This window comes from Luteibacter sp. 9133 (genome assembly GCF_000800155.1).
Lineage (GTDB): Bacteria > Pseudomonadota > Gammaproteobacteria > Xanthomonadales > Rhodanobacteraceae > Luteibacter > Luteibacter mycovicinus.
In genome coordinates, this window is the sequence record NZ_JUHO01000001.1 from 56,851 (window position 1) to 77,444 (window position 20,594).

Annotated in this window: 12 protein-coding genes; 9 read left to right on the top strand and 3 right to left on the bottom strand. The window is 66.3% G+C overall.

The features are described from left to right. Nucleotides 1-179: 179 nt before the first annotated feature. Nucleotides 180-9,233 carry a YDG domain-containing protein gene (locus FA87_RS00195; protein WP_043691552.1) on the top strand — a complete coding sequence of 3,018 codons (9,054 nt, stop codon included), beginning with the start codon at nucleotides 180-182 and terminating at the stop codon, nucleotides 9,231-9,233. A 52-nt stretch (nucleotides 9,234-9,285) separates the two neighbouring features. Then, nucleotides 9,286-10,965, top strand: a complete 1,680-nt coding sequence (locus FA87_RS00200; protein ID WP_043691554.1) for a ShlB/FhaC/HecB family hemolysin secretion/activation protein — start codon at nucleotides 9,286-9,288, stop codon at nucleotides 10,963-10,965. Here the strand turns inward: FA87_RS00200 and FA87_RS00205 are convergent. Continuing rightward, nucleotides 10,950-12,506, bottom strand: coding sequence for a DHA2 family efflux MFS transporter permease subunit (locus FA87_RS00205; protein WP_052191044.1), 1,557 nt, complete (start codon nucleotides 12,504-12,506; stop codon nucleotides 10,950-10,952). The genes FA87_RS00200 and FA87_RS00205 overlap by 16 nt on opposite strands. A gap of 95 nt (nucleotides 12,507-12,601) precedes the next feature. Between FA87_RS00205 and FA87_RS21250 the strand changes: the two genes are divergently transcribed. Continuing rightward, a complete protein-coding gene (locus FA87_RS21250; protein WP_255349728.1) occupies nucleotides 12,602-12,733 on the top strand; it encodes a hypothetical protein in 132 nt (43 codons plus the stop codon). 37 nt (nucleotides 12,734-12,770) lie between these two features. Here FA87_RS21250 and FA87_RS00210 read toward each other — a convergent pair whose 3' ends face one another. Beyond that, nucleotides 12,771-13,649, bottom strand: a complete 879-nt coding sequence (locus FA87_RS00210; protein WP_043691557.1) for an NmrA/HSCARG family protein — start codon at nucleotides 13,647-13,649, stop codon at nucleotides 12,771-12,773. A 100-nt stretch (nucleotides 13,650-13,749) separates the two neighbouring features. Here FA87_RS00210 and FA87_RS00215 point away from each other — a divergent pair, with 100 nt between their 5' ends. The 6 genes from FA87_RS00215 to FA87_RS00240 all read left to right on the top strand — a co-directional run bounded on the left by FA87_RS00215 (nucleotide 13,750) and on the right by FA87_RS00240 (nucleotide 19,852). Continuing rightward, nucleotides 13,750-14,634 (top strand): LysR family transcriptional regulator, encoded by an 885-nt coding sequence (locus FA87_RS00215; RefSeq protein ID WP_043691559.1) that lies wholly within the window; start codon nucleotides 13,750-13,752, stop codon nucleotides 14,632-14,634. Between the two features lie 71 nt (nucleotides 14,635-14,705). Then, the gene (locus FA87_RS00220) at nucleotides 14,706-16,160 is read left to right on the top strand and encodes an alpha-L-fucosidase (protein ID WP_043691561.1); all 1,455 of its coding nucleotides are present in this window, start codon (nucleotides 14,706-14,708) and stop codon (nucleotides 16,158-16,160) included. A gap of 95 nt (nucleotides 16,161-16,255) precedes the next feature. Continuing rightward, a complete protein-coding gene (locus tag FA87_RS00225) occupies nucleotides 16,256-16,522 on the top strand; it encodes a DksA/TraR family C4-type zinc finger protein (protein ID WP_043691564.1) in 267 nt (88 codons plus the stop codon). Nucleotides 16,523-16,572: 50 nt separating this feature from the next. Next, nucleotides 16,573-17,181, top strand: coding sequence for a histidine phosphatase family protein (locus tag FA87_RS00230; protein ID WP_052191045.1), 609 nt, complete (start codon nucleotides 16,573-16,575; stop codon nucleotides 17,179-17,181). A 119-nt stretch (nucleotides 17,182-17,300) separates the two neighbouring features. After that, complete coding sequence (locus tag FA87_RS00235) at nucleotides 17,301-18,134, top strand: SDR family oxidoreductase (RefSeq protein ID WP_043697002.1); 834 nt, start codon at nucleotides 17,301-17,303, stop codon at nucleotides 18,132-18,134. Between the two features lie 146 nt (nucleotides 18,135-18,280). Then, entirely contained in the window at nucleotides 18,281-19,852 is a 1,572-nt protein-coding gene (locus FA87_RS00240) for a methyl-accepting chemotaxis protein (RefSeq protein WP_052191046.1), read from the top strand. A gap of 86 nt (nucleotides 19,853-19,938) precedes the next feature. Here the strand turns inward: FA87_RS00240 and FA87_RS00245 are convergent, their stop codons facing one another. Next, nucleotides 19,939-20,556, bottom strand: a complete 618-nt coding sequence (locus FA87_RS00245; RefSeq protein ID WP_036116757.1) for a PAS domain-containing protein — start codon at nucleotides 20,554-20,556, stop codon at nucleotides 19,939-19,941. Nucleotides 20,557-20,594 lie beyond the last annotated feature (38 nt).

Consider the following 20,594-nt stretch of genomic DNA (forward strand, 5'->3'; position numbering starts at 1 on the left):
TCACAACCCGCCCGAGACAAGGCGCCATCGCCTCGTTTAATATGCCGAAAAAGCGCAGGCCACGTACGTCGTCGCCGCGCTGAGTCCTCAGGGGGGCTTCCCGATAGCTGTCTTTTCCACTCGGTTCCGATGCCGGGTGCGCCCCTGCGTTTGCATGCGCTCTAAGGAAGACCGCCCGAATGAACCGTATCTATCGTCTGTGCTGGAACGTCGCCACCTGCCAGTGGGTCGCCGCCAGCGAACTCGCCCGCAACAGCCGCCCCGCCGTCGCATGCGGCAGCCTTTCGCGCGCACCGCGCCTCGCGGCCATCGCCGTGGCGGTGTCGCTCGCACTGAGCGCCACCGGCGCCGCGCAGGCGGGGCAGACGGGCGGTCAGGTGTCGGCCGGCATCGGCACGATTCATACGGACGGCACGACCACGACGATCAACCAGACCACCCAGCGCCTGTCGCTGAACTGGCAGACCTTCGATATCGGCGCCAACGAAACGGTCAATTTCGTCCAGCCGGGCAGCGACGCCATCGCCGTGAACCGGATCCTCGGTAACAAGGCGTCGGATATCTACGGTCACCTCAACGCCAACGGACAGGTCTGGCTCATCAATCCGAACGGCGTGTTGTTCGGTGAAGGTGCGCAGGTCAACGTGGGTGGCCTGGTGGCGTCTACGCTGGACACCTCCGATGACGCGCTCACGTCCGGCACCCGCACCTTCAGCGGCAACGGTAAGGGCAGCGTCGTCAACAAGGGCAGCCTGCGCGCCGCCAGCGGTGGTTACATCGCGCTGCTCGGCAACAGCGTATCCAACCAGGGCACGGTCTCGGCTCAGCTGGGTACGGTGGCGATGGGCGGCGGCAGCGCCATCACGCTGACCTTCGACGGCAGCCGCCTGATGCATCTGCAGGTGGATCGCAGCACGCTCGACAACCTGGTCGAGAACCGTCAGCTGGTGCAGGCCGACGGCGGTCGCGTCTTCATGACGGCGGGCGCGGCGGACTCGCTGCTGGCCAGCACCGTGAACAACACGGGCGTCGTGCGCGCGCAGACCGTCGAAAACCACAACGGTCAGATCGTTCTGCTGGGTGGCATGAAAGCCGGCCACGTCAACGTGGAAGGCACGCTCGACGCCAGCGCGCCGAACGGTGGCGATGGCGGCACGATCGAGACCTCCGGCGCTTACGCGCACATCGGTGCGGCGGCCATCACCGCCAGTGCGCCGAAGGGCAAGTCGGGCACGTGGCTGGTCGATCCCTATGACCTGACCATCGACGCGACCGCCGCGAATACGATCTCCACCACGCTCAACGGCGGCACCAGCGTTACCGAGCAGACGACGGCCACCGGCGCCAGCGGCCAGGGCGTGACGAACGCCTCCGGCTCGGGCGACATCACCGTCAACGCGCCGATCGCCTGGACCAACGCCAGCGCCACGCTTACCCTCGACGCCTACCGGGCGGTCAATGTCAACAGCGCGATCACCGGCGCGGGTGGCGTCGTGATCAAGGCCAACGGCAACGGTGGCAACGGCAACATCACGCTGGGCACGGCGGGCACTATCGCAGGCGGCACCGGCGTCACGCTGACCGCGGCGAACCAGTTCATCAACAACGCGGGTGCCAGTGCGTTGTCGTCCGCTTCCGGCAAGTGGCTGGTGTATTCGGCCAGCCCGACGAGCGACACGCGCGGCGGCCTCACCCCGCAGTTCATCCAGTACAACGCCGGGGCGGGCGCGACGCCCCAGGGCACCGGCAACGGTTTCCTCTACCAGCTCGCGCCGACGGTCGCGATCACGGCGCTGACCGGTACGGTTGAGAAAGCGTACGACGGCACCACGGCCGCCAGTCTGACCGACGCCAACTTCACCCGGACCGGCCTCGTCGACGGCAACACGATGCGCGCGGTGGCCGGTACGTATGCGAGTAAGGACGCCGCGAGCGGCATCGTCGTCACCGCCCCCTCCGCGACGTCGGCCTATACGTTCGTCGACGCGACCGGCGCGATCCCCGTTTACGGCTATACGGTCACCGGGACGGGCCAGACGGCCAGCATCGGCCTGATCGATCCGAAGCAGCTCGGCATCGCGATCGTCAACAACCCGACCAAGACGTACAACGGGACGCAGACGGCGACACTGACGTCGTCCAACTACCTGACCAGTGGCCTGGTATCGGGTGAGAGCATCACGTTCAGCCAGCCGAACAGCGTGCTCTACGATTCGGCCAGTGCGGGTGCGGTCAACATCACCGCCAACTTCGTGGCATCGAACTTCGTCGCCGCCAACGGTACCAACCTGGCCAACTACGCGTTGCCCACGGTCGCCACGGGCATGGGCACCATCAACAAGGCCAAGGTTCAGCTCTCAGGCCTGATCGGTACCGACAAGATCTACGACGGCAGCGCGGTCGACACACTGGATAAGTCGCGCGCCTCCATCTTCGGCGTGATCTCGGGCGACACGGCGGACGCGACGCTCGACACGAGCGCCGGCGCCGGCCTGTTCGCGAACGCCAATGCCGGCAACGGCAAGTCGGTCACCGCGACCGGCTTCCAGCTGGTCGGCAGCAAGGCGTCCAATTACGACCTGGTACTGCAGTCGGACATCACCGCGTCGATCACGCCCAGGGCGTTGACCATCAACGGCGTGTCCGCCGTGAGCAAGGACTACGACGCCACCACGGCGGCGGCTCTGCTGTTGCAGAATCCCCAGCTGGTCGGCGTCGTCAGTTCCGACGCGGCCACGGTTTCGCTGGTGACCACGGGCGGCACGGGTACCTTCGCCAGCAAGAATGTCGGCACGGGCATCGCTGTGTCGGCGAGCGGCTTTTCGCTGGCGGGCAACGGTCTGGGCAACTACACACTGACCCAGCCGACCGGCCTTTCCGCCAATATCGCCCAGCGCCACCTCGACCTGAGCATCATCGGCAACCCGACACGCCTCTACAACGGCACCACGACGGCCAACCTGGTGGAAGGCAACGTGCAGATCGTCGGCCTGCAAGGCGGCGAGACGGCGACGGTGAAGCAGGCGTCGTCGGCTTCCTACGACAGTGCCAACGCGGGTTCGCGTACCGTCACGGCGCACCTGGAAGGTTCCGACTTCACGCTGGGCAACGGCGCGTCACTGTCGAACTACAGCTTCACCAGCGACATCGTGGGTGCGGGCACGATCGCCAAGGCGCCGCTCACCTGGACCATCGTCGGCAACCCGTCGCGTCAGTACGACGGTACGACCGCCGCCACGCTCAACGCCAGCAACTATCAGGTGTACGGTTTCATCGCCGGCGAGGGCGCCACGGTCAATCAGACCGTCGGTACGTATAGCGACAAGGACGTGGGCACGCGCGACGTCACCGCGGCCGTCGGCACGAACAACTTCGTAGCGACCGGGAGCACGCTGCTCTCCAACTACGTGCTGCCTACCAGCATCAGTGGCTACGGCACGATCACCCAGCGCGACCTCGGTGCGCTGTCGGTGGTGATCAGCGGCAACCCGACCCGTGCCTACGACGGCACCCTGCTGGCGACGCTCATCGCGGGCAGCCCGACCAGTGGTGGCGATTACACGATTACCGTCAACGACCCTGCCAGGGCATTCGCGCCGGGCGAGGGCGTCTACATCACCAAGACCACGGGAACGTACGCGAGCAAGAACGTCGGCAGGCAGCCGGTCAGCGTCTCGCTCGCCGACTCCGACTACACGCCCTACGGCGGCACCGACCTGTCCAACTACACGCCGCTGCCCACCGCCGCCTACGGTACGGGCGAGATCACGCCGGCATTGCTGACCGCCGCGATCATCAATACGCCGACGAAGGTGTACAACGGCACCACCTATATCTCGCTCACGGCGGACGACTACGCGATCTCCGGTTTCGCCAACGGTGAGGGCGCGCAGATCGTTCCTTCGAAGTTCGTCGACTTCGACAACCGCAACGTCGGCACCGGCAAGACCATCACGGCCCAGATGGCGACCACGTCGTACCTGGCCAACAGCGGCACCGACCTGTCCAACTACACGCTCGATCTGACCGCCACCGGTCCGGGTTCGATCACGGCGGCGCCGCTGTACATCCTCGGCGTGTCGGCGGTGAACAAGACCTACGACACGACGACCGCCGCCACGCTCAACAGCGCTGGCGCATCGCTTGTCGGCCTGGTCGCCGACGACGCGAGGAACGGTACGGTCACGCTGACCCGCGGAACGACCGGCACGTTCGCCACCGCCGACGCGGGCACCGGCAAGGCCGTGACGCCGCTCGGCTTCTCGATCTCGGGCAGCGACGCCGGTAACTACGCGCTGCAGCCCCTTACGGGCCTGACCGCAACGATCAATCCGTACACCCTGACGCTTACCGGCATCACGGCGATCAACAAGACCTACGACGGCAACACCACGATCGGCCTGAACTCGAGCGGCGCCGTCCTCGGCGGCGTGTTCTCCAGCGATCAGGGCAATGTCGCGCTCGACGCCACCGGCGCCACCGGCACCGTTCGCTCCGCGAACGCGATCTCCGGTCAGGCGGTCACCGTGACGGGCCTCGGCCTGAGCGGCAGTCGTGCGTCGAACTACCGTATCGACCAGTTCAGCGGTCTCACCGCCGATATCGCCAGGCGCGCCGTGACGGCATCCATCACCGGCAATCCGACCAAGCCGTACGATGGCTCGGACTCGGTGACCCTGCTGGCGAGCGATTACACCCTCGACGGCTTCGTCACCGGCCAGGGCGCCACCATCCCGCAGTCGTCCACCGCGAATTACGTCACGGTGAACGCCGGCAGCCATATCGGTCTGAAATCCACGTTGTCGGTTTCCGATTTCGTCGCCGACAGCGGTACCAATCTCTCGAACTACTCGCTGCCGACCGCGGCCACCGGCACGCTCGGCACCATCACGCCGTTCATCATCAACCTGATGAGCACGCGGGTCTACGACGCCACCGTCGGCGCGGACGCTTCCCTGTTCACCTCAGGCGGCACGGTCGCCGGTGTCAACGGCGAGAAGCTGACGCTGACCGGCTCCGGTAACCTGGTGACCAAGAATGTCGGCTCGAAGCGTGCCTTCGCGGACTTCGGCACACTGACCTTGGGTGCCAGCGGCGGCAGCACGGCCAGCAATTACACGCTTGCCGGCGGTATCGACTGGGTGACCATTACGCCCGCGTCGCTGACCGTGATCAACACGACGGCGGCGGACAAGGTCTACGACGGCAACACCGTCGCGCAGTTGAGCGGTGCGACGCTCCAGGGTGTGCTCGGCAGCGATACCGTGACACTCGATGGGGCGACCACGGCCACCGGTACGTTCGCCAGCAAGAATGTCGGCACGCGTGGCGTCACGACATCGATGCAGGTGACCGGCAACGACGCGACCAACTACGTCGTGATTCAGCCGACGGATATCTCGGCGACGATCTCGGCGAAGGCCATCACCGCCACGGCCACCGCGCAGAACAAGCAGTACGACGGTACGACGGCAGCGACCACGGCGCTGGCGTCCGCCGGTGTGGTCGCGGGCGACACGGTCACGTTCGCCAGCACCTCGAGTAACTTCGACGGCAAGGATGTCCAGGACGGCCGTACCGTCACGGTCAACGGCATCACCAAGGGCGGCGGAGACGCCGGCAACTACACGCTGAGCAACAACAGCGCGACGGCCACGGCCAACATCACTCCGCGCGTGCTGAACCTGTCCGGTTCGCGGACCTACGACACCACGACGGCCGCGTCGGCCGGTACGCTGAGCCTCGGCAACCTCGTCTCCGGCGAATCGCTGGTGTTGGGTGGCGCAGGTACTCTGAGCAGCAAGAACGTGGGCACCTACAAGAACGGCACCGGCTTCGATGCGAGTGGTCTCACGCTCGGCAACAATGGCGCCTACCTGGCATCGAACTACACGCTGACCGGCGGCGCGTATAACTACACGGTCAACAAGGCGACACTGAGGGTTACCGGTACGTTCGCGGACAGCAGGACCTATGACGGCACCCGAGATGCGGCGCTGCACGGCTCCGTCCTGGAAGGCGTACTGGGTGCCGATGTCGTCACGATGACCAACACGGCGCTCGGTACGTTCGATACGAAGAACGTCGGCACCAACAAGGTCGTGACCACGGCCATCGGCATCGACGGCGCCGACAAGAACAACTACACGATCGTCCAGCCCGCGGACGTCCGCGCCGACATCACGGCCAAGGCGATCGCGGTGGCCGCCACCGGCGTGAACAAGGTCTATGACGGCACCACCTCGTCGGGCGCCACGCTGGGCAGCACTGGCCTGGCATCGGGCGACAAGGTGACGTTCAGCGCGTCGACGAATACCTTCGATACCAAGGACGTGGGCGACGGCAAGCTGGTGTCGCTCACCGGGATCACCGCAAGTGGCGCCGACGCCGCCAACTACACGCTCAGCAATACGGCGGCCACGACGCATGCGAACATCACGCCTTACATCATCAGCCTGACGGGCACGCGTGCCTACGACCAGACGACGTCGGTGGCGGCGAGTCTTTTCGGTACCAACGGCGTGGTCAACGGGGTGAACGGCGAGAAGCTGGTCCTCACCGGCGCCGGCACGACCAGCTCGAAGAACGTCGGCACCTATAACCGGGCGGCCGATGGCACGGGTAATCTGGGGCTGGGAAGCCTCGCGCTGACGGGCATCGATACGGCGAGCGCGGGCAACTACTCGCTCGCCGGTGGTGTGGATCGCTTCGTCATCACGCCGTATGCGCTGACCGTGACGGCAACGGGCGTCGACAAGGTCTACGATGCCTCGCGCACCGCGTCGGTGTCGCTGGCGGGGGATCACATCTTCAGCGGCGACGATCTGAGCCTCGGTTACACGGGTGCGCTGTTCAGCGACAAGAACGCCGGCGCGAACAAGTCGATCGCCGTGACGGGGATCGGTGCGTCGGGAGCCGATGCAGGCAACTACACCGTGAACACCACGGCATCCGCCATCGCCAGGATCAGCCCGAAGAACATCACGGGCAGCATCGTCGCCGACAGCCGCACCTACGACACCACGACGAACGCGACCACGCACGGTACGCTCACCGGCGTCATTTCCGGCGACAGCCTGTCGTACAGCTCGACCACCGGCAGCTTTGCGGACAAGAACGCTGGCGCTGACAAGACGGTGACCGTATCGGGCGTACTGGCCGGCAACGATCTGAACAACTACGTCGTCACCGCCAACACGACGACGACGGCGTCGATCGCCAGGGCCAGCGTCATCGTGAGCACGGTCGCGAGCGACAAGGTTTACGACGGCAACACGGGCGCCTCGAGCGTACTGTCCGCCAGTGGCGTGCTCGGCAGCGACGTCGTCACCTTTTCCAGCAGCGGGGCCAGCTTCGACGACGCCAACGCGCGTACCGGCAAGACCGTGACCACCAGCGGTATCGCCGCCGGCGGCGCCGACGCGGGCAACTACATCTGGAATACGAGCTCGACGACGCTCGCGGCGGTCACGCCTTATGTCATCGATCTGCACGGCGAGCGTGTCTACGACGGCTCGACCGTCATCGCCGCCAGCGCGTTCGCCGGCGACTTCCAGGTGGACGGCATCAACGGCGACACCCTTACGCTCTCGGGCGCGGGGTCGGTCGCCGACAAGAATGTCGGGACCGGGAAGGGCCTCGTGTCGCTGGGTACGCTCGGCCTGCAGGGCAACGGCAGCGCGCTGTCGACCAACTACACGCTGGTCGGTGGTTCGCACTGGGCGACCATCACGCCGAAGCAGATCACCGTCGACGCGCAGGGCTCCACGAAGGTCTACGACGCGAATACGCTGGCCACCGCCGCGCTGTCGTCCACGGGCGTCATCGGTGGCGATCAGGTGGTCTTCAACGGCACCGGCGCGCTCTATGACGCGAAGAACGTCGGCACTGGCAAGACGGTTACCGTCACCGGCATCTCGGCCTCCGGTACCGACGCCGCCAACTACACGTATAACGCGACGGCGCTGACCACCGGCGACATTACGCCCTTGACCGTGCTCGGCACGATCGGCGCTCACGACAAGACCTACGACGGGACCACCACGGCGCAGACGCAGGGAGCGCTGACCGGTGTACTCGCCGGCGACGATCTCGGTATCGCCTCCCGCGGCGACTTCGTCGACAAGAACGCGGGCACGGCCAAGATGGTGAACGTCGCCGGTACCCTCACGGGTGCCGATGCGGGCAACTACACGCTGAGCAGCAACGCCACGACCACCGCCGACATCGGCAAGGTCGTGCTCGATCTGACCGGTACCCGCGTCTACGACGCGACGGCCATCGCCGGTGCCGCGATGTTCGGCAACCAGGGCGTGATCGCCGGTATCGCGGGTGAGTCGCTGACGCTCTCCGGCGCCGGCGTGCTGGCCAGCAAAAACGTCGCGACCCAGCGTGCGCTGTCCGGTCTGGGCACGCTCGCGTTGACGGGCAACGGCACGACGCTCGCCGACAACTACACGCTGGTCGGTGGCCGCGATGTGGCGACGGTCACGCCGCTGGGCATCATCGCCGGCATCGCTGCCGACGACAAGGTCTATGACGGCGGCACCGGCGCGGTGACGCATGGGACGCTCACCGGCGTGCTCGCCGGTGACCAGGTCGGCCTCTCGACCTCGGGGAGCTTCGTCGACAAGAACGCGGGCAACGGCAAGACGGTGAACGTGACCGGCGGTATCGCCGGCGGCGACGCATCGAACTACGCGCTGACCTTCAATCCGCAGACCACGGCCAGCATCACGAAGCGTTCCGTGGTCGTCACCGCGGTCGGTACCGACAAGTACTTCGATGGCAACAGCACCGACCGCGCGTTGCTCGGTACCAGCGGCATCCTGCCGGGTGACGTGGTGAACTTCATCGCGGGAAGCGCGCTCTTCGCCGATCCGGCGGTCGGTCTGCGCAAGCCGGTGTCGGTCAGCGATATCGGCGCGACCGGCGTGGATGCGGGCAATTACGCGTTCAACACGACGGCCGACACGGTGGCGAACATCAACCAGAACTCGTCGCAGGGTGCCTCGGCTACCGCGCTGACGCAGATCGATGCGGTGCTCAATCCGGACGCGATCGCTACGCCTTACGGTGTCGCCTCCAACGTCACCGTGGGCCAGTACAGCGGCAACCACAAGAAGACGCGTCAGCCGGTGGAGAAGAACGCGCAGCGCGCGGACTTCGTGCCGGGCCTCTCCCTGCAGGTGGTCGAGGGCGGCGTACGCGCGCCGGCGGATGCGATGCATTGATGCGTCGCTCCGCCGCCTCCGACCTCCCTTTTCCTTTTGTAACGGCTTATCGATGAAGACAGTCTCGTTCCCCCGCGGCACCGCGCATGTTCTCGGTGCGTGCATCGTCCTTGCTCTGGCCGGCGGCGCGCAGGCACAGACGCGCGCGCCTCAGACCGGCGACCTTCTGCGTCAGCTGCCGGCCCCACCGCAGCCGACGCGTAGCGACGACACGGGCTTGAAGGTCGCCCCGGTCGTTGCCGAAGCCACCGGCGACAGCGCACCGTTCCACGTCACAACGATCGAGGTGACCGGTGCCACGTTGCTTCCGGCGGCCGATGTGCACGCCCTGGTCGCGCCGGGCGAGGGCCGCGATCTCACGCTGTCCCAGCTCAACGAACTGGCGGCGAAGATCACCGCCGCCTATCGCGACAAGGGTTACCCGCTGACGATCGCCTATGTGCCGGCGCAGACGCTGTCGGGCGGCACGGTGCGCATCGCCGTGCAGGAAGCACGGCTGGGCAAGGTCACGCTGGAGAATCACAGCACCACGCACGACGGTCCGTTGCAGGCGACGCTCGATCCGCTGAGCAGCGGTATGCCGATCTCCTCGCACGGTTTCGATCGCAGCCTGCTGTTGTTCGGTGACATTCCGGGTGTGACGGAGAGCTCGGTGCTGCGTCCGGGCGACGAGCCGGGCACCTCCGACCTGGCCGTACGTGCGGATGACCGTCCGCGCTACACGGGTCTGGTCGCACTCGACGACTACGGCAACCGATACACCGGCCGCGCGCGGGCGACCGGTACTTTCAGCGTCAACAGCCTGCTGCACCAGGGCGACGTGCTCGATGCCACGGCGCTCAGCGCCGGCTCCAACATGAACTACGGGCGCCTGGGCTACCGCTACCTGCTCAATGGCCAGGGCACCGTGGTCGGCGCGGCGGTCTCCTCGCTCGACTACAAGCTCAAGGGCGATCTGCGCGTGCTCGACGCACACGGCACGGCCCAGGTGGCGAGCGTGTTCGTCAGCCAGCCCATCATCCGTTCCACGGAAGGCAACCTGTACGGTCAGCTCGGCTACGACCGCCGCCGCCTCAACGACATGATCGACATCGTCGACGTGCGTACGCGGCGTCACACGAACGGCTGGACGGCGACGCTCGCCGGCGACCAGCGCGACATGCACGGCGTGACCAACTTCAGCCTGGCCGCGACCTACGGCCGGCTGGGCTTCGACGACGCATTCGCCGAGTTCGTCGACGCGATCAGCGCGCAGACCAAGGGACACTACCTGAAGTACTCGCTGTCCATCGCCCGGCTGCAGCAGCTGTCGGAGAACAACGCGATCTACGTCGGCTTCCAGGGCCAGTGGGCGAACAAGAACGTCGACACCGCCGAGCAGTTCTATCTCGGTGGCGCCAACAACGTCCGCGGCTACGACACCGGCGCACTGGCCGGCACGCAGGGTCAGATGCTCAACCTGGAATATCGCCGTACGCTGCATCCCGGCATGCCGGGTACGTGGATCGCGATGGCCTTCGTCGACGGCGGTCGCGTATCCATCTACAAGGACACGTTCGCGCCGGGTACCAACAGCGTCCACACGCAGGACGCCGGTCTGGGCCTGCGCTGGCAGGGTGAGAACCAGTGGTCGGTCAGCGCCGACGTCGCCCACCCGATCGGCGCTCGTCCCGCGATCGTCGGCGAGACGCACGACGTCCGCGCCTGGGTACAGATTCAGAAGGGCTTCTGACGCTCGTCCGGCGTGTCGCGGATCGTGATGGCGGCCGCGACCGCCGCCATCACGGCGAGCGCCGCCGACAGCCACATGACGTGGCGAAAGCCGACGACGAAGGCCTCGCCCACCATACGGCGGGCCGCGGCCGAACCGGGCGGCAGCTCGATGCCGGCGAGTCTCGCCTTCTGCGCGAAGATCGTTTCGACGAGCTCGCTGGGCAGGCGCGTATGCATGCGTGCCGACTCCAGCGCCATGTCGAACCCATGCGTCAAGACGACACCGAACAGGGCGATGGCGAGCAGCCCCGCTACGCGCGACACGGCGTTGTTGATGCCGGACGCCGTGCCGGCCAGCGAGGGAGCAAGCGCGTTCATCACGGTGGTAGTCAGTGGCGCGATGGTGATGCTCATGCCGAGGCCGAGCACGACGGCCGCCGGAAAGAAGGTCGTCCAGTACGAGCCGCCCACACCGGGAACCGTGTAAAGCGCGAAGCCGGCGGCAGCCACGGTCGGACCGACGATCAGCGGCAGGCGCGCACCGACCACGTCCACCAGGCGCCCGCTCCAGCGCGACAGCACGAACATGATGGCGACGAAGGGCAGCAAGGAGGCACCGGCGGCGGTGGCCCCGTAGCCCTGCACCTGAATCAGGTTCAGCGGAACGAAGAACATGCTGCCACCCAGCGCGGCATACAGCAGAAGGGTCAGGATATTGGCACCCGCGAACCGCCGGTCGCGAAAGAGGCCGAGTGGCAGCATGGGCGCGGCGACGCGTCGCTCGACGATGACGAAGGCGATCAGCGCCGCGATGCCGGTGAGTGCCGCCAGCACGACATCGACGGCCGTCCACCCTTCTATCTGTGCTTCGATCAACGCATAAACGATACCCGCGAGACCGACTGTCGCCAGACACGCTCCCGCGATGTCGACCCGGCCCGTCGTCGCGCCACGGCTTTCCGGCACATGGGCGTGACAGATCGCCACCAGCGCGATACCCAGCGGAAGGTTGATCAGAAACGCCCAGTGCCACGACACGTGTTCGACGAGAAAGCCGCCGAGCACGGGACCGATGGCGGCGGTGACGCCACTGAAGGCCGACCATGTGCCGATCGCCGCACCGCGCAGATTTTTCGGGTAGGCCGAGGTGATCAGGGAGAGGCTGCCGGGCACCAGCAATGCCGCGCCCAGGCCTTGCACCGCCCGGGCCCCGACCAGCCAGCCGATGCCCGGCGAGGCCGCGCAGGCTGCGGAGGCGAGGGTGAATACGATGGCGCCGAGCGCGAACACGCGGCGTCGACCGAAGCGATCGCCCAGTACGCCGCCCACCAGCAGGAGTGCCGACAACAGCAGCGCATAGGCTTCCATGACCCACTGCGCATCTGCGGTGGTCGCCTGCATGGCACGCTGAATCGCAGGGAGCGCCACGTTGACGATAGTGCCGTCGACGAAGGCCATGCCCGAACCGACGATAGCGGCGACCAGGGTCCAGCGTCGCGCCGCCGCGGAGCAGGGGACGGCGTCGACCTCGTCTCCGGAGGGATGGTCGGTCGGGATCATGTGCGAAGGGTAGCGCGTCCACCAGGCCGTATCTTGGACACTCTGTTGACGGCGCGAGTGCTCTGCTCGCCAGACCTGATACCCGGAGTGCGGCCATGACGCATCGCGAAACGTACGACGAACCCACCACGGGCTCCGGCGATCCTGGCCACGGTGAGCAAGAATCGCCCGATGAACCCGTCAATACGGGATCGGGCGACCCCCAGCATAAGCCCGTCGATCGTTGACCTACGGACCCTGGAACGTAGGGCAAACCACGCCTGATCAGCCGCGTTGCATCGCTGCCACCGTTTCACGGACGAAGTTGCGATAGCTGCGCGGTGCGCGGCCGAGCACCGAGGTCATGATGTCGTTCGCCGCCGGCTTGGCCAGCATGCCGTCGGCGTGGAACCGCGCGAGCATCAGGCGCAGATCGTACGCCGCCCACGACGGCTGCTGGCGGGCGATGTTGGCTTCGGCGGTATCCAGGTCGTCGCCACCGTAGGCGACGGGACGTCCCAGCGCCTCGCTCCAGATCGCCGCGGCGCCTTCGCCCGTGATCGCGTCGGGACCGACCAGCTCGATGACTTCACGGGGCAGGGCGCCCGATGCGCGGCTACGGCGAAGCAACGACGCGGCGGCGACGTCGGCGATATCGCGGGTATCCACCATCGAAACGCCCACCTTGCCCAGCGCCATCGGGTAAACCCCGTGCTGGGCGATGACGTCCTTGATGTTGGCGTCGTTCTGCATGAAATACGACGGTCGCAGCACGGTCGCGGGCAGGTCGAACTGCTCGATCGCGCGCTCCACGGCGTACTTCACGGTGAAGTGCGGGACGTCGGTGAAGCGGTCGCCGTTGAGCACCGACAGGTAGACGATGCGCTGGATGCCCGCCTCGCGCGCCAGACCGAGGGTAGCGAGGGCCTGGGTGAGTTCATCGGGGACCACGGCATTCAACAGGAACAGGGTGTCGACGCCCTGCAGCGCGGCGCGCATGGATGGGATGTCGGTCATATCGCCGGCGACCGGCTGGACGCCGGCGGGTGCCTTGTACTTCCCGGGTGCACGGGTGAGTGCGCGGACCGGCGCGCCTTCGGCGGCCAGACGTTCGATGACGGCGGAGCCGATGCTGCCGGTGGCGCCAGTGACGAGAATGCTCATGATCGATGCCTTGGTGGTTGGGATGATCACTAATCTCGGTGTTTCGCATATGAGACGAAAGGCGCAACATCGGGACATCCTGTCTCGTCAGCGGAACACCATGGATCTGCAGGCCCTCTCGGACTTCAACGCCGTCGCGCTGCATGGTGGCTTCGGTGCGGCCAGCCGGGCCACGGGGCGACCCAAGGCGACCCTGTCGCGACGGGTACGCGAACTGGAGGATGTACTGGGAGCCCGGCTCATCGACCGCGGCGCAAGGCCTTTCCGCCTGACGGACGAGGGGGCGACCCTGCATGCCGAGACGCGCGCCATGCTGGACCGGATCGACGACGTGGCGGCGGACCTCGCATCGGCGTCCGGCGCGCCTCGCGGAAAACTCCGGGTCAGCGCGCCGGTCCTGTTCGCCCATCGCGGGCTGGGCCGGCTGGCGGCGCGCTTCGCACAACGGTACCCCGGCGTGCAGCTGGACGTCGTGATCGACGATCGCTTCGTCGACCCGCTGAAGGATGGCTTCGACCTGGTCATTCGGGCCAACCCTGAGCCCAGCACGGATCTGGCCGGACGCTGCTTCCTTCGCGACCGGCCGACGGTCGCCGCGGTGCCGTCGCTTAGGCGCCCGGCCGACGGGGGCGAGTTCCCGGCCATCATCCTGCGCGCGGCGCAGGGCGCCGAGCCCTGGCGCGTGAGGATGACCGATGGCGTGTCCACGCTGACGCCGCGCGAGGTGCTTCGTCTGTCGTCGATGGCGATGATTTACGACGCCGCGCTCGAGGGAATCGGCGCGGCGATCCTCCCCGCGTCGCTCATCCGGAAAGACCTCGAGGAAGGCAGGCTCGTCGAGTGGGGGCGTATCGACGGGCGCGGTCTGGAGGTCTGGGCGTTGTACCCGCCACAGCGGCATGTCTCCCTTAAAGTCTCCGCCTTCATCGGCATGCTGGTCGAGCAGTTCAGGGATGCGTCGCCGTCGCACTTCGACGATATATGAGACTCCGGTGCGTTGACACGTGCCGCCGTACCGACGAAAGTCGACCGTCATCCAATGTCGGGAGCGCGCCCTTGAATCGTCGTGACTTCGCGAAGGCGCTTGCCTTCGCCGGCACCATCGGGAGCGGCCTCTGGCCGGTTGCCAGGTCGACAGGGGCTCCGCTGATCGGCACGCGAGCGGGCGTCATCGTCGATCCGGTCCACATGCAGCAGTTGCAGCAGTCCTTCCTCGACCTTCGCTTCGGCATGTTCATCCATCTGAATATGGCGACCTTCGAAGAACGCGAATGGGGCGATCCGCTGCTTTCGCCGAAGCTGTTCGATCCGAAGCACCTCGACACCGACCAGTGGGCGCGCGCGGCGACATCCGCGAACATGGGCTACGCGTGCCTGACCACGAAACACCACGACGGCTTCTGCCTGTGGCCGACGAAAACCGGCAGCGCGAACGTCATGCAGTCGTCGTATCCGCACGATGTGGTGCGCCGCTATGTCGATTCGTTCCGAAAGGCCGGGCTCAAGGTCTGCCTCTATTTCTCGATCCTCGACCTGCGTCAGGACATCCGCGCGCGAACCGTCACACCTGAAAAAATCGCGCTGATCAAGGCGCAGCTCACCGAACTGCTCACCGGCTACGGGCCGCTCACCGCGTTGATTCTCGATGGGTGGAACGCATCGTGGTCGCGCATTTCATATGCTGAGTTACCGTATCGCGAGATCTACGACCTGGTGAAGTCCCTGCAGCCAAACTGCCTGGTGACGGACCATAACGCGGGAAGCTATCCGGGCACGGCGCTCTACTACACGGATATCAAACAGTACGAGCAGCACGCGGGCCAGAAGATTCCCGCGGACAGTCCGGTGCCGTCGCAGTCAGGTACGACGTTGCAAAGCGACTGGTTCTGGAAGAAGGCCTACCCCACCTCCGAGCTCGCCTCGGCGAAGACCATCGTCGACGAGTGGCTGGTGCCGTTCAACGAAAACCATTGCAACCTGATCCTCAACGTGGCGCCCAATCGCGACGGCCGGTTCGACGACAACGCGGTGGCGCGGCTCGCCGAGATCGGTTCACTGTGGAAGAACACGGGCCCGGCGCCGAAGGTGGGTCGCGCGGTGCTCATCACCACGCCCGACCTGGCCGCCGGCAAGCCCGCCTGGGCCAGCGCCAGTGACGAGGCGGTGGGTCCCGATCTCGCGTTCGACGATGATTACCGCTCGTACTGGCTGGCGGACAAGGGGAAGACCGACGGCTGGATCGAGATTCGATCCGAACAGCCGGTGTCGTTCAATACGATATCGATCGTCGAGCCGATACATGCCGATGGCTATGGCGATACTTCCAGGATCACCCGTTACAAGGTGGAGATGGAGCGTGACGGTGGCTGGGTGGAGATCGCCTCCGGCGGTACCCCGGCCCCTTACCAGTTTCACGAGATCGGGCGGGTCACGGCGAAACGGGTGCGACTGACGGTGTTCGGCAGGCAGCCCGGGGTGACGGAGCTGGGTCTGTACGACGAGCCGCGCTGACTGAGTCCGGCCGCAGGAGCGATACCCTTCACACCTTTAAAACCAGTCACTTGCCACCATCTAAGCGGGCTGAGGGCCAGTCCCGGAGGTGAGTCATGGCAACCGGATGGGCGGGTGACACCGCCGTACAGGACCAGATCGACGCGACCATCGAAGACGCCGTAAAACGGGCGCGCAGCCATATGCCCAGCGGCCCGGGTCTCGAGCACTGCGAAGCGTGCGACAAACCGATTCCGGACGCGCGCCGCAAAGCGGTGCCTGGCGTACGCCTGTGCGTGGCCTGCCAGGAAGAGGCCGATCGCGAGGAAGCCAGCTTCAGCGGCTACAACCGCCGCGGCAGCAAGGACAGTCAGCTGCGTTGACCGCGCCCGGTACAATCGCGGGCTCCCCCGCAGTACCGGCAGACATCCGTATGCTCGAACACCTGATCCTCGCCCGTCACGGCGAAACCGAATGGAATGTGGCCGGACGCGCACAAGGCCGAGCGGACAGCCCGCTAACCGCGGCGGGCATCGAACAGGCACGGTCGCTGGGACGCGTGCTCGCCGCGCGGGGCGTGGAGCACATCGTGACATCCACGCTGGGGCGGGCCATGCACACGGGTGAAGTCGCCGCGGGCATCGTCGGTTGCACCACCACCGTGGACGCGCGTCTGGTCGAGCGGGCCTTCGGGGTGCTGGAAGGCCGTTCGGTCGCGGACGTGTTCGAGGAAGATCCGGCGATGGTCGCGGTGTTGCGTGGCCATGATCCCGCCGTCGCCGCGGTGGGCGGCGAGTCGCTGCATGAGGTGGCGTCACGTATGCTTGCCGCGTTGGCGGATATTCGTGCGTTGCCGTACCGGCGCGTGGCGGTGGTGACGCACGGGCATTGCATGACGGCGACGCTGGGTGCGCTTCTGAACGGTGGCGAGTACGCGAGTTACCGACATGGCAATTGCGGATACACGCCGCTGGGGGTGAACTCCGACGGGTTCATCGTCGACCGGTGGAACATCAGTCCGGTCGAGGTCGCGACGGCCTGATTATCCCGGATCCTGCATCGTCTCATCCGCATCTCGTCGGATAGTCTTCATTCGCTTCCACCCCTAGCTTGGTAGTCGACCCGTCGCGCATCGCGACGACGCACTCCGAGGTGGGCACCATGAGCAAGACCTGGTTCATTACCGGCACGTCCTCCGGCTTCGGCCGCCTTCTGACCGAAATGCTGCTGGCGCGAGGTGACCGTGTCGTCGGCACGCTGCGCCAACCCGGCGCCCTCGACGATCTCAGGACGCGGTATGGCGACGCGCTCGATGTCGTCATCATGGACCTGACGAACACCGCGTCGATCCGCGAAGGCGTCCAGAAAGCCTTCGACGGAGGTCGCGTCGATATCGTCGTCAACAACGCGGGCTACGGGCTCTTCGGTGCGGCGGAAGAAGTCACCGACGAGCAGATCCAGCGCATCATCGACACCAATCTCATCGGATCCATCCAGGTCATCCGTGCCGCCATCCCCCGGCTGCGTGAGCAGGGTGGTGGCCGTATCGTGCAGGTGTCGTCCGAAGGCGGCCAGATCGCCTATCCCAACTTCAGCCTGTACCACGCATCGAAGTGGGGCATCGAAGGCTTCGTTGAAGCGGTGCTGCAGGAGGTCGCATCGTTCGGCATCGATTTCCTCATCGTCGAACCGGGTCCGTCGAAGACCGACTTCGGCAAGGGCCTGGTGACGCCTGAGCCGATGGCCATCTACGACGACACCCCGGTGGGCGAGCTTCGCCGTGGCATCGTGTCAGGCGCCTTCGTCATCCGTGGCAATCCCGAAAAGATGGCGCGCGCGATGATCGAAACCGTGGACCTGGACAACCCACCACGCCGGCTGGTGCTGGGCGGCGACGCCTACGACCACGTCGAGGCCGGACTCAGCGCGCGCCTCGAGGAACTTCGCACGCAGAAACGTGGCGCATACGACGCCGACGACGACGCAACGGCGTGAACGTGGCGACTGCCAGAGCGAGCCACCCCCGGATGCTGTCATGACATCTTCAAGTCATTGAAATAAAAACATAATATTCGGATTTTCGCTAAAGTCCCGGCACGCGGAGCCGATAGGGAGGCACCCCCGCTCTCCCCGAGTGTGTCATGCCCTTTCCTCGCTTCGCCCTGCCGACGCTCACCCTGCGTGCACGTCTTTCGCTTCGTCTCGCCGGCACGATCTTTTTGCTGCTGGCGCTCTGGATCGTCGGCGGGGTGCAGCTTCGCACCGCCGACGACCGCCTGCAGTCCGTGGTGACAGACACGCTGGCGCCCGTCGCCGATGTCGGTCACATCCAGAACGATTACAACGACCTGCTCGATGCGCTGGTGCATGCGACGCTGATGCGGTTGCCCTCCGCCGTCGACGACGCGGTCACCGCGATCGGCAGCAACCGCCATGACATCGACAAACAGTGGAAGTCGCTCACGGCCAGCGGCCTGGGCAAGGCGCAGGCCAAGCTGGTCACCCTGGCTGCCGAACACCGCAAGGCGGCCGATAAGGCGGTCGACGACGTCATCGAGCTGCTCAAGACGGAGCAGTTCGATCTGGCGCAGCTACAGCTTTCAAACGACGTCCAGTCGGCCGTCGGCCCCCTGAAGAGCGACTTCTCCAACCTCTTCGCGCTGGCGCTGGACAACGGCAAGGCCGAAGCCGCGGCACAGCGCGCCGACATTGCGAAGGGTGGCGTTTTCTCCGCGGTATTGCTCGGTATCGCTTTGCTGATCGCCAGCGTCATGGATGTCGCGATCATCCGCTCGCTTGGCCGGCGCCTGCGCCAGGCGGCGGACGTGGCAGCCTCCATCGCCGGTGGTACTCTGGGCACACGCGTCGAGATCGGTCGCGACGATGAGATCGGCAAGCTGCTGTCGTCGCTGGCGGCGATGGATGCCCAGCTCGGCAACGTGGTGACCCAGGTGCGCGACCGCGCCGACCACGTCGCTCACGCGGCCACCGGCATCGCCCGGGGTAACGAGGCGTTGAACGAGCGCACGCGCACGCAGTCCGCGCACGTCGACCTCACCACGGCCTCGATGAGCGAGATGGCTGGCGCGGTCTCGGACGGCCTGGGCCATGCGACCGCCGCCAGCCGTGCCGTCATCGACACCCGTGAGATGACGGACGAGGGCCACCGTGTGGCTCAGGATGCGGTCGGCAACATGCGCGAGATCCAGCGCACCAGCGAGCAGATGAGCGAGATGCTGGATCTGGTGGAGCAGATCGCCTTCCAGACCAATCTGCTCGCGCTGAATGCGGCGGTCGAGGCGGCGCGGGCGGGCGAACATGGCCGTGGCTTCGCTGTGGTCGCTTCCGAGGTCCGCGCACTGGCGCAACGCTGCGGCGCAACCGCCAGGGACATTCGTGCCCTGGTCGCGGCCAGCGATGAGGCGGTGCAAGCCGGCGTCGTGTCGGTGGATCGCGCGGGCCAGGTGCTGCACAGCATCGCGGACCGCGTGGTGACCCTCAGCGGTCTCGTCGCCTCGGTGATGGACGCCACCCGTGGACAGAGCGAAGGCATCGCACGCATCGGTGGGGCCATTCGTGGCATCGATGAGACGACACGCGAGAACGCGGCGCTCGTGCAGCAGGCGGCCTCGGCCAGTCACGCGATGCGCGAGAGCGCGGAAATCCTTCGCCGCGAGGTCGCCTACTTCGTGCTGGAAAGCGAGGCGGCGTAACGCTCGCTCACCATCCCGCGGGCATGGACGCCCGACGCGCGGCCGGCTCCTGCCTGCCGGCCGTTGCAACCTTAGAAGGTGGTCCGTCAGACGGTCTCGCGGACCGCTTTCAGGGTCTTGTACAACGTTGCGCGCGACAGCCCTAGCAGGGGCGCAACATAGGAAGCGGCGTTACGCACGTCGAACAGGCCGCGGCTCTCGAGCAGTCGCACGAGGGCCTCGCGCTGCTCGATCGCCATCACCGCCAGCGTCGTGCCGTGATCCGTGAGGAACTGCCCGACGAGATCGTTGACCTCCTCGCGCCAGTCGTTGCGAAAGAGCGCGGAGGGCTTTGCCTCGGTTTCACCGAACCGCAGGAAGTCCTTCGCCATGGCCTGCATCGACTCGAACATGCTGACGTCGACGTTGATGCACAGCAGTCCCACGGCGCGTCGGCGCCCGTCGCGAAGCACGGCGGTGATCGACTTCAGTCGGCGTCCGTCCCAGTTCGTCTTGGAATACGGGCCGATCACCGCTTCGTCCAGCGATTCGATATCGTCCAGTTCCGTCAGCGAGTCATCGCCCGGATGACGCGGCGACAGACGGTTGGCAATGTGACGAATGGTTCCCGTACCGAGATCGTGGATCACAACCTCGGCATGCGGACGCAGCACGGTGGCGATCGCATCGGCGACGGGGACGAAGGCGGCAAGAAAATCGGACATGCGCGGATCATCGCCCGCGGCAATACATCGAGTCCAGT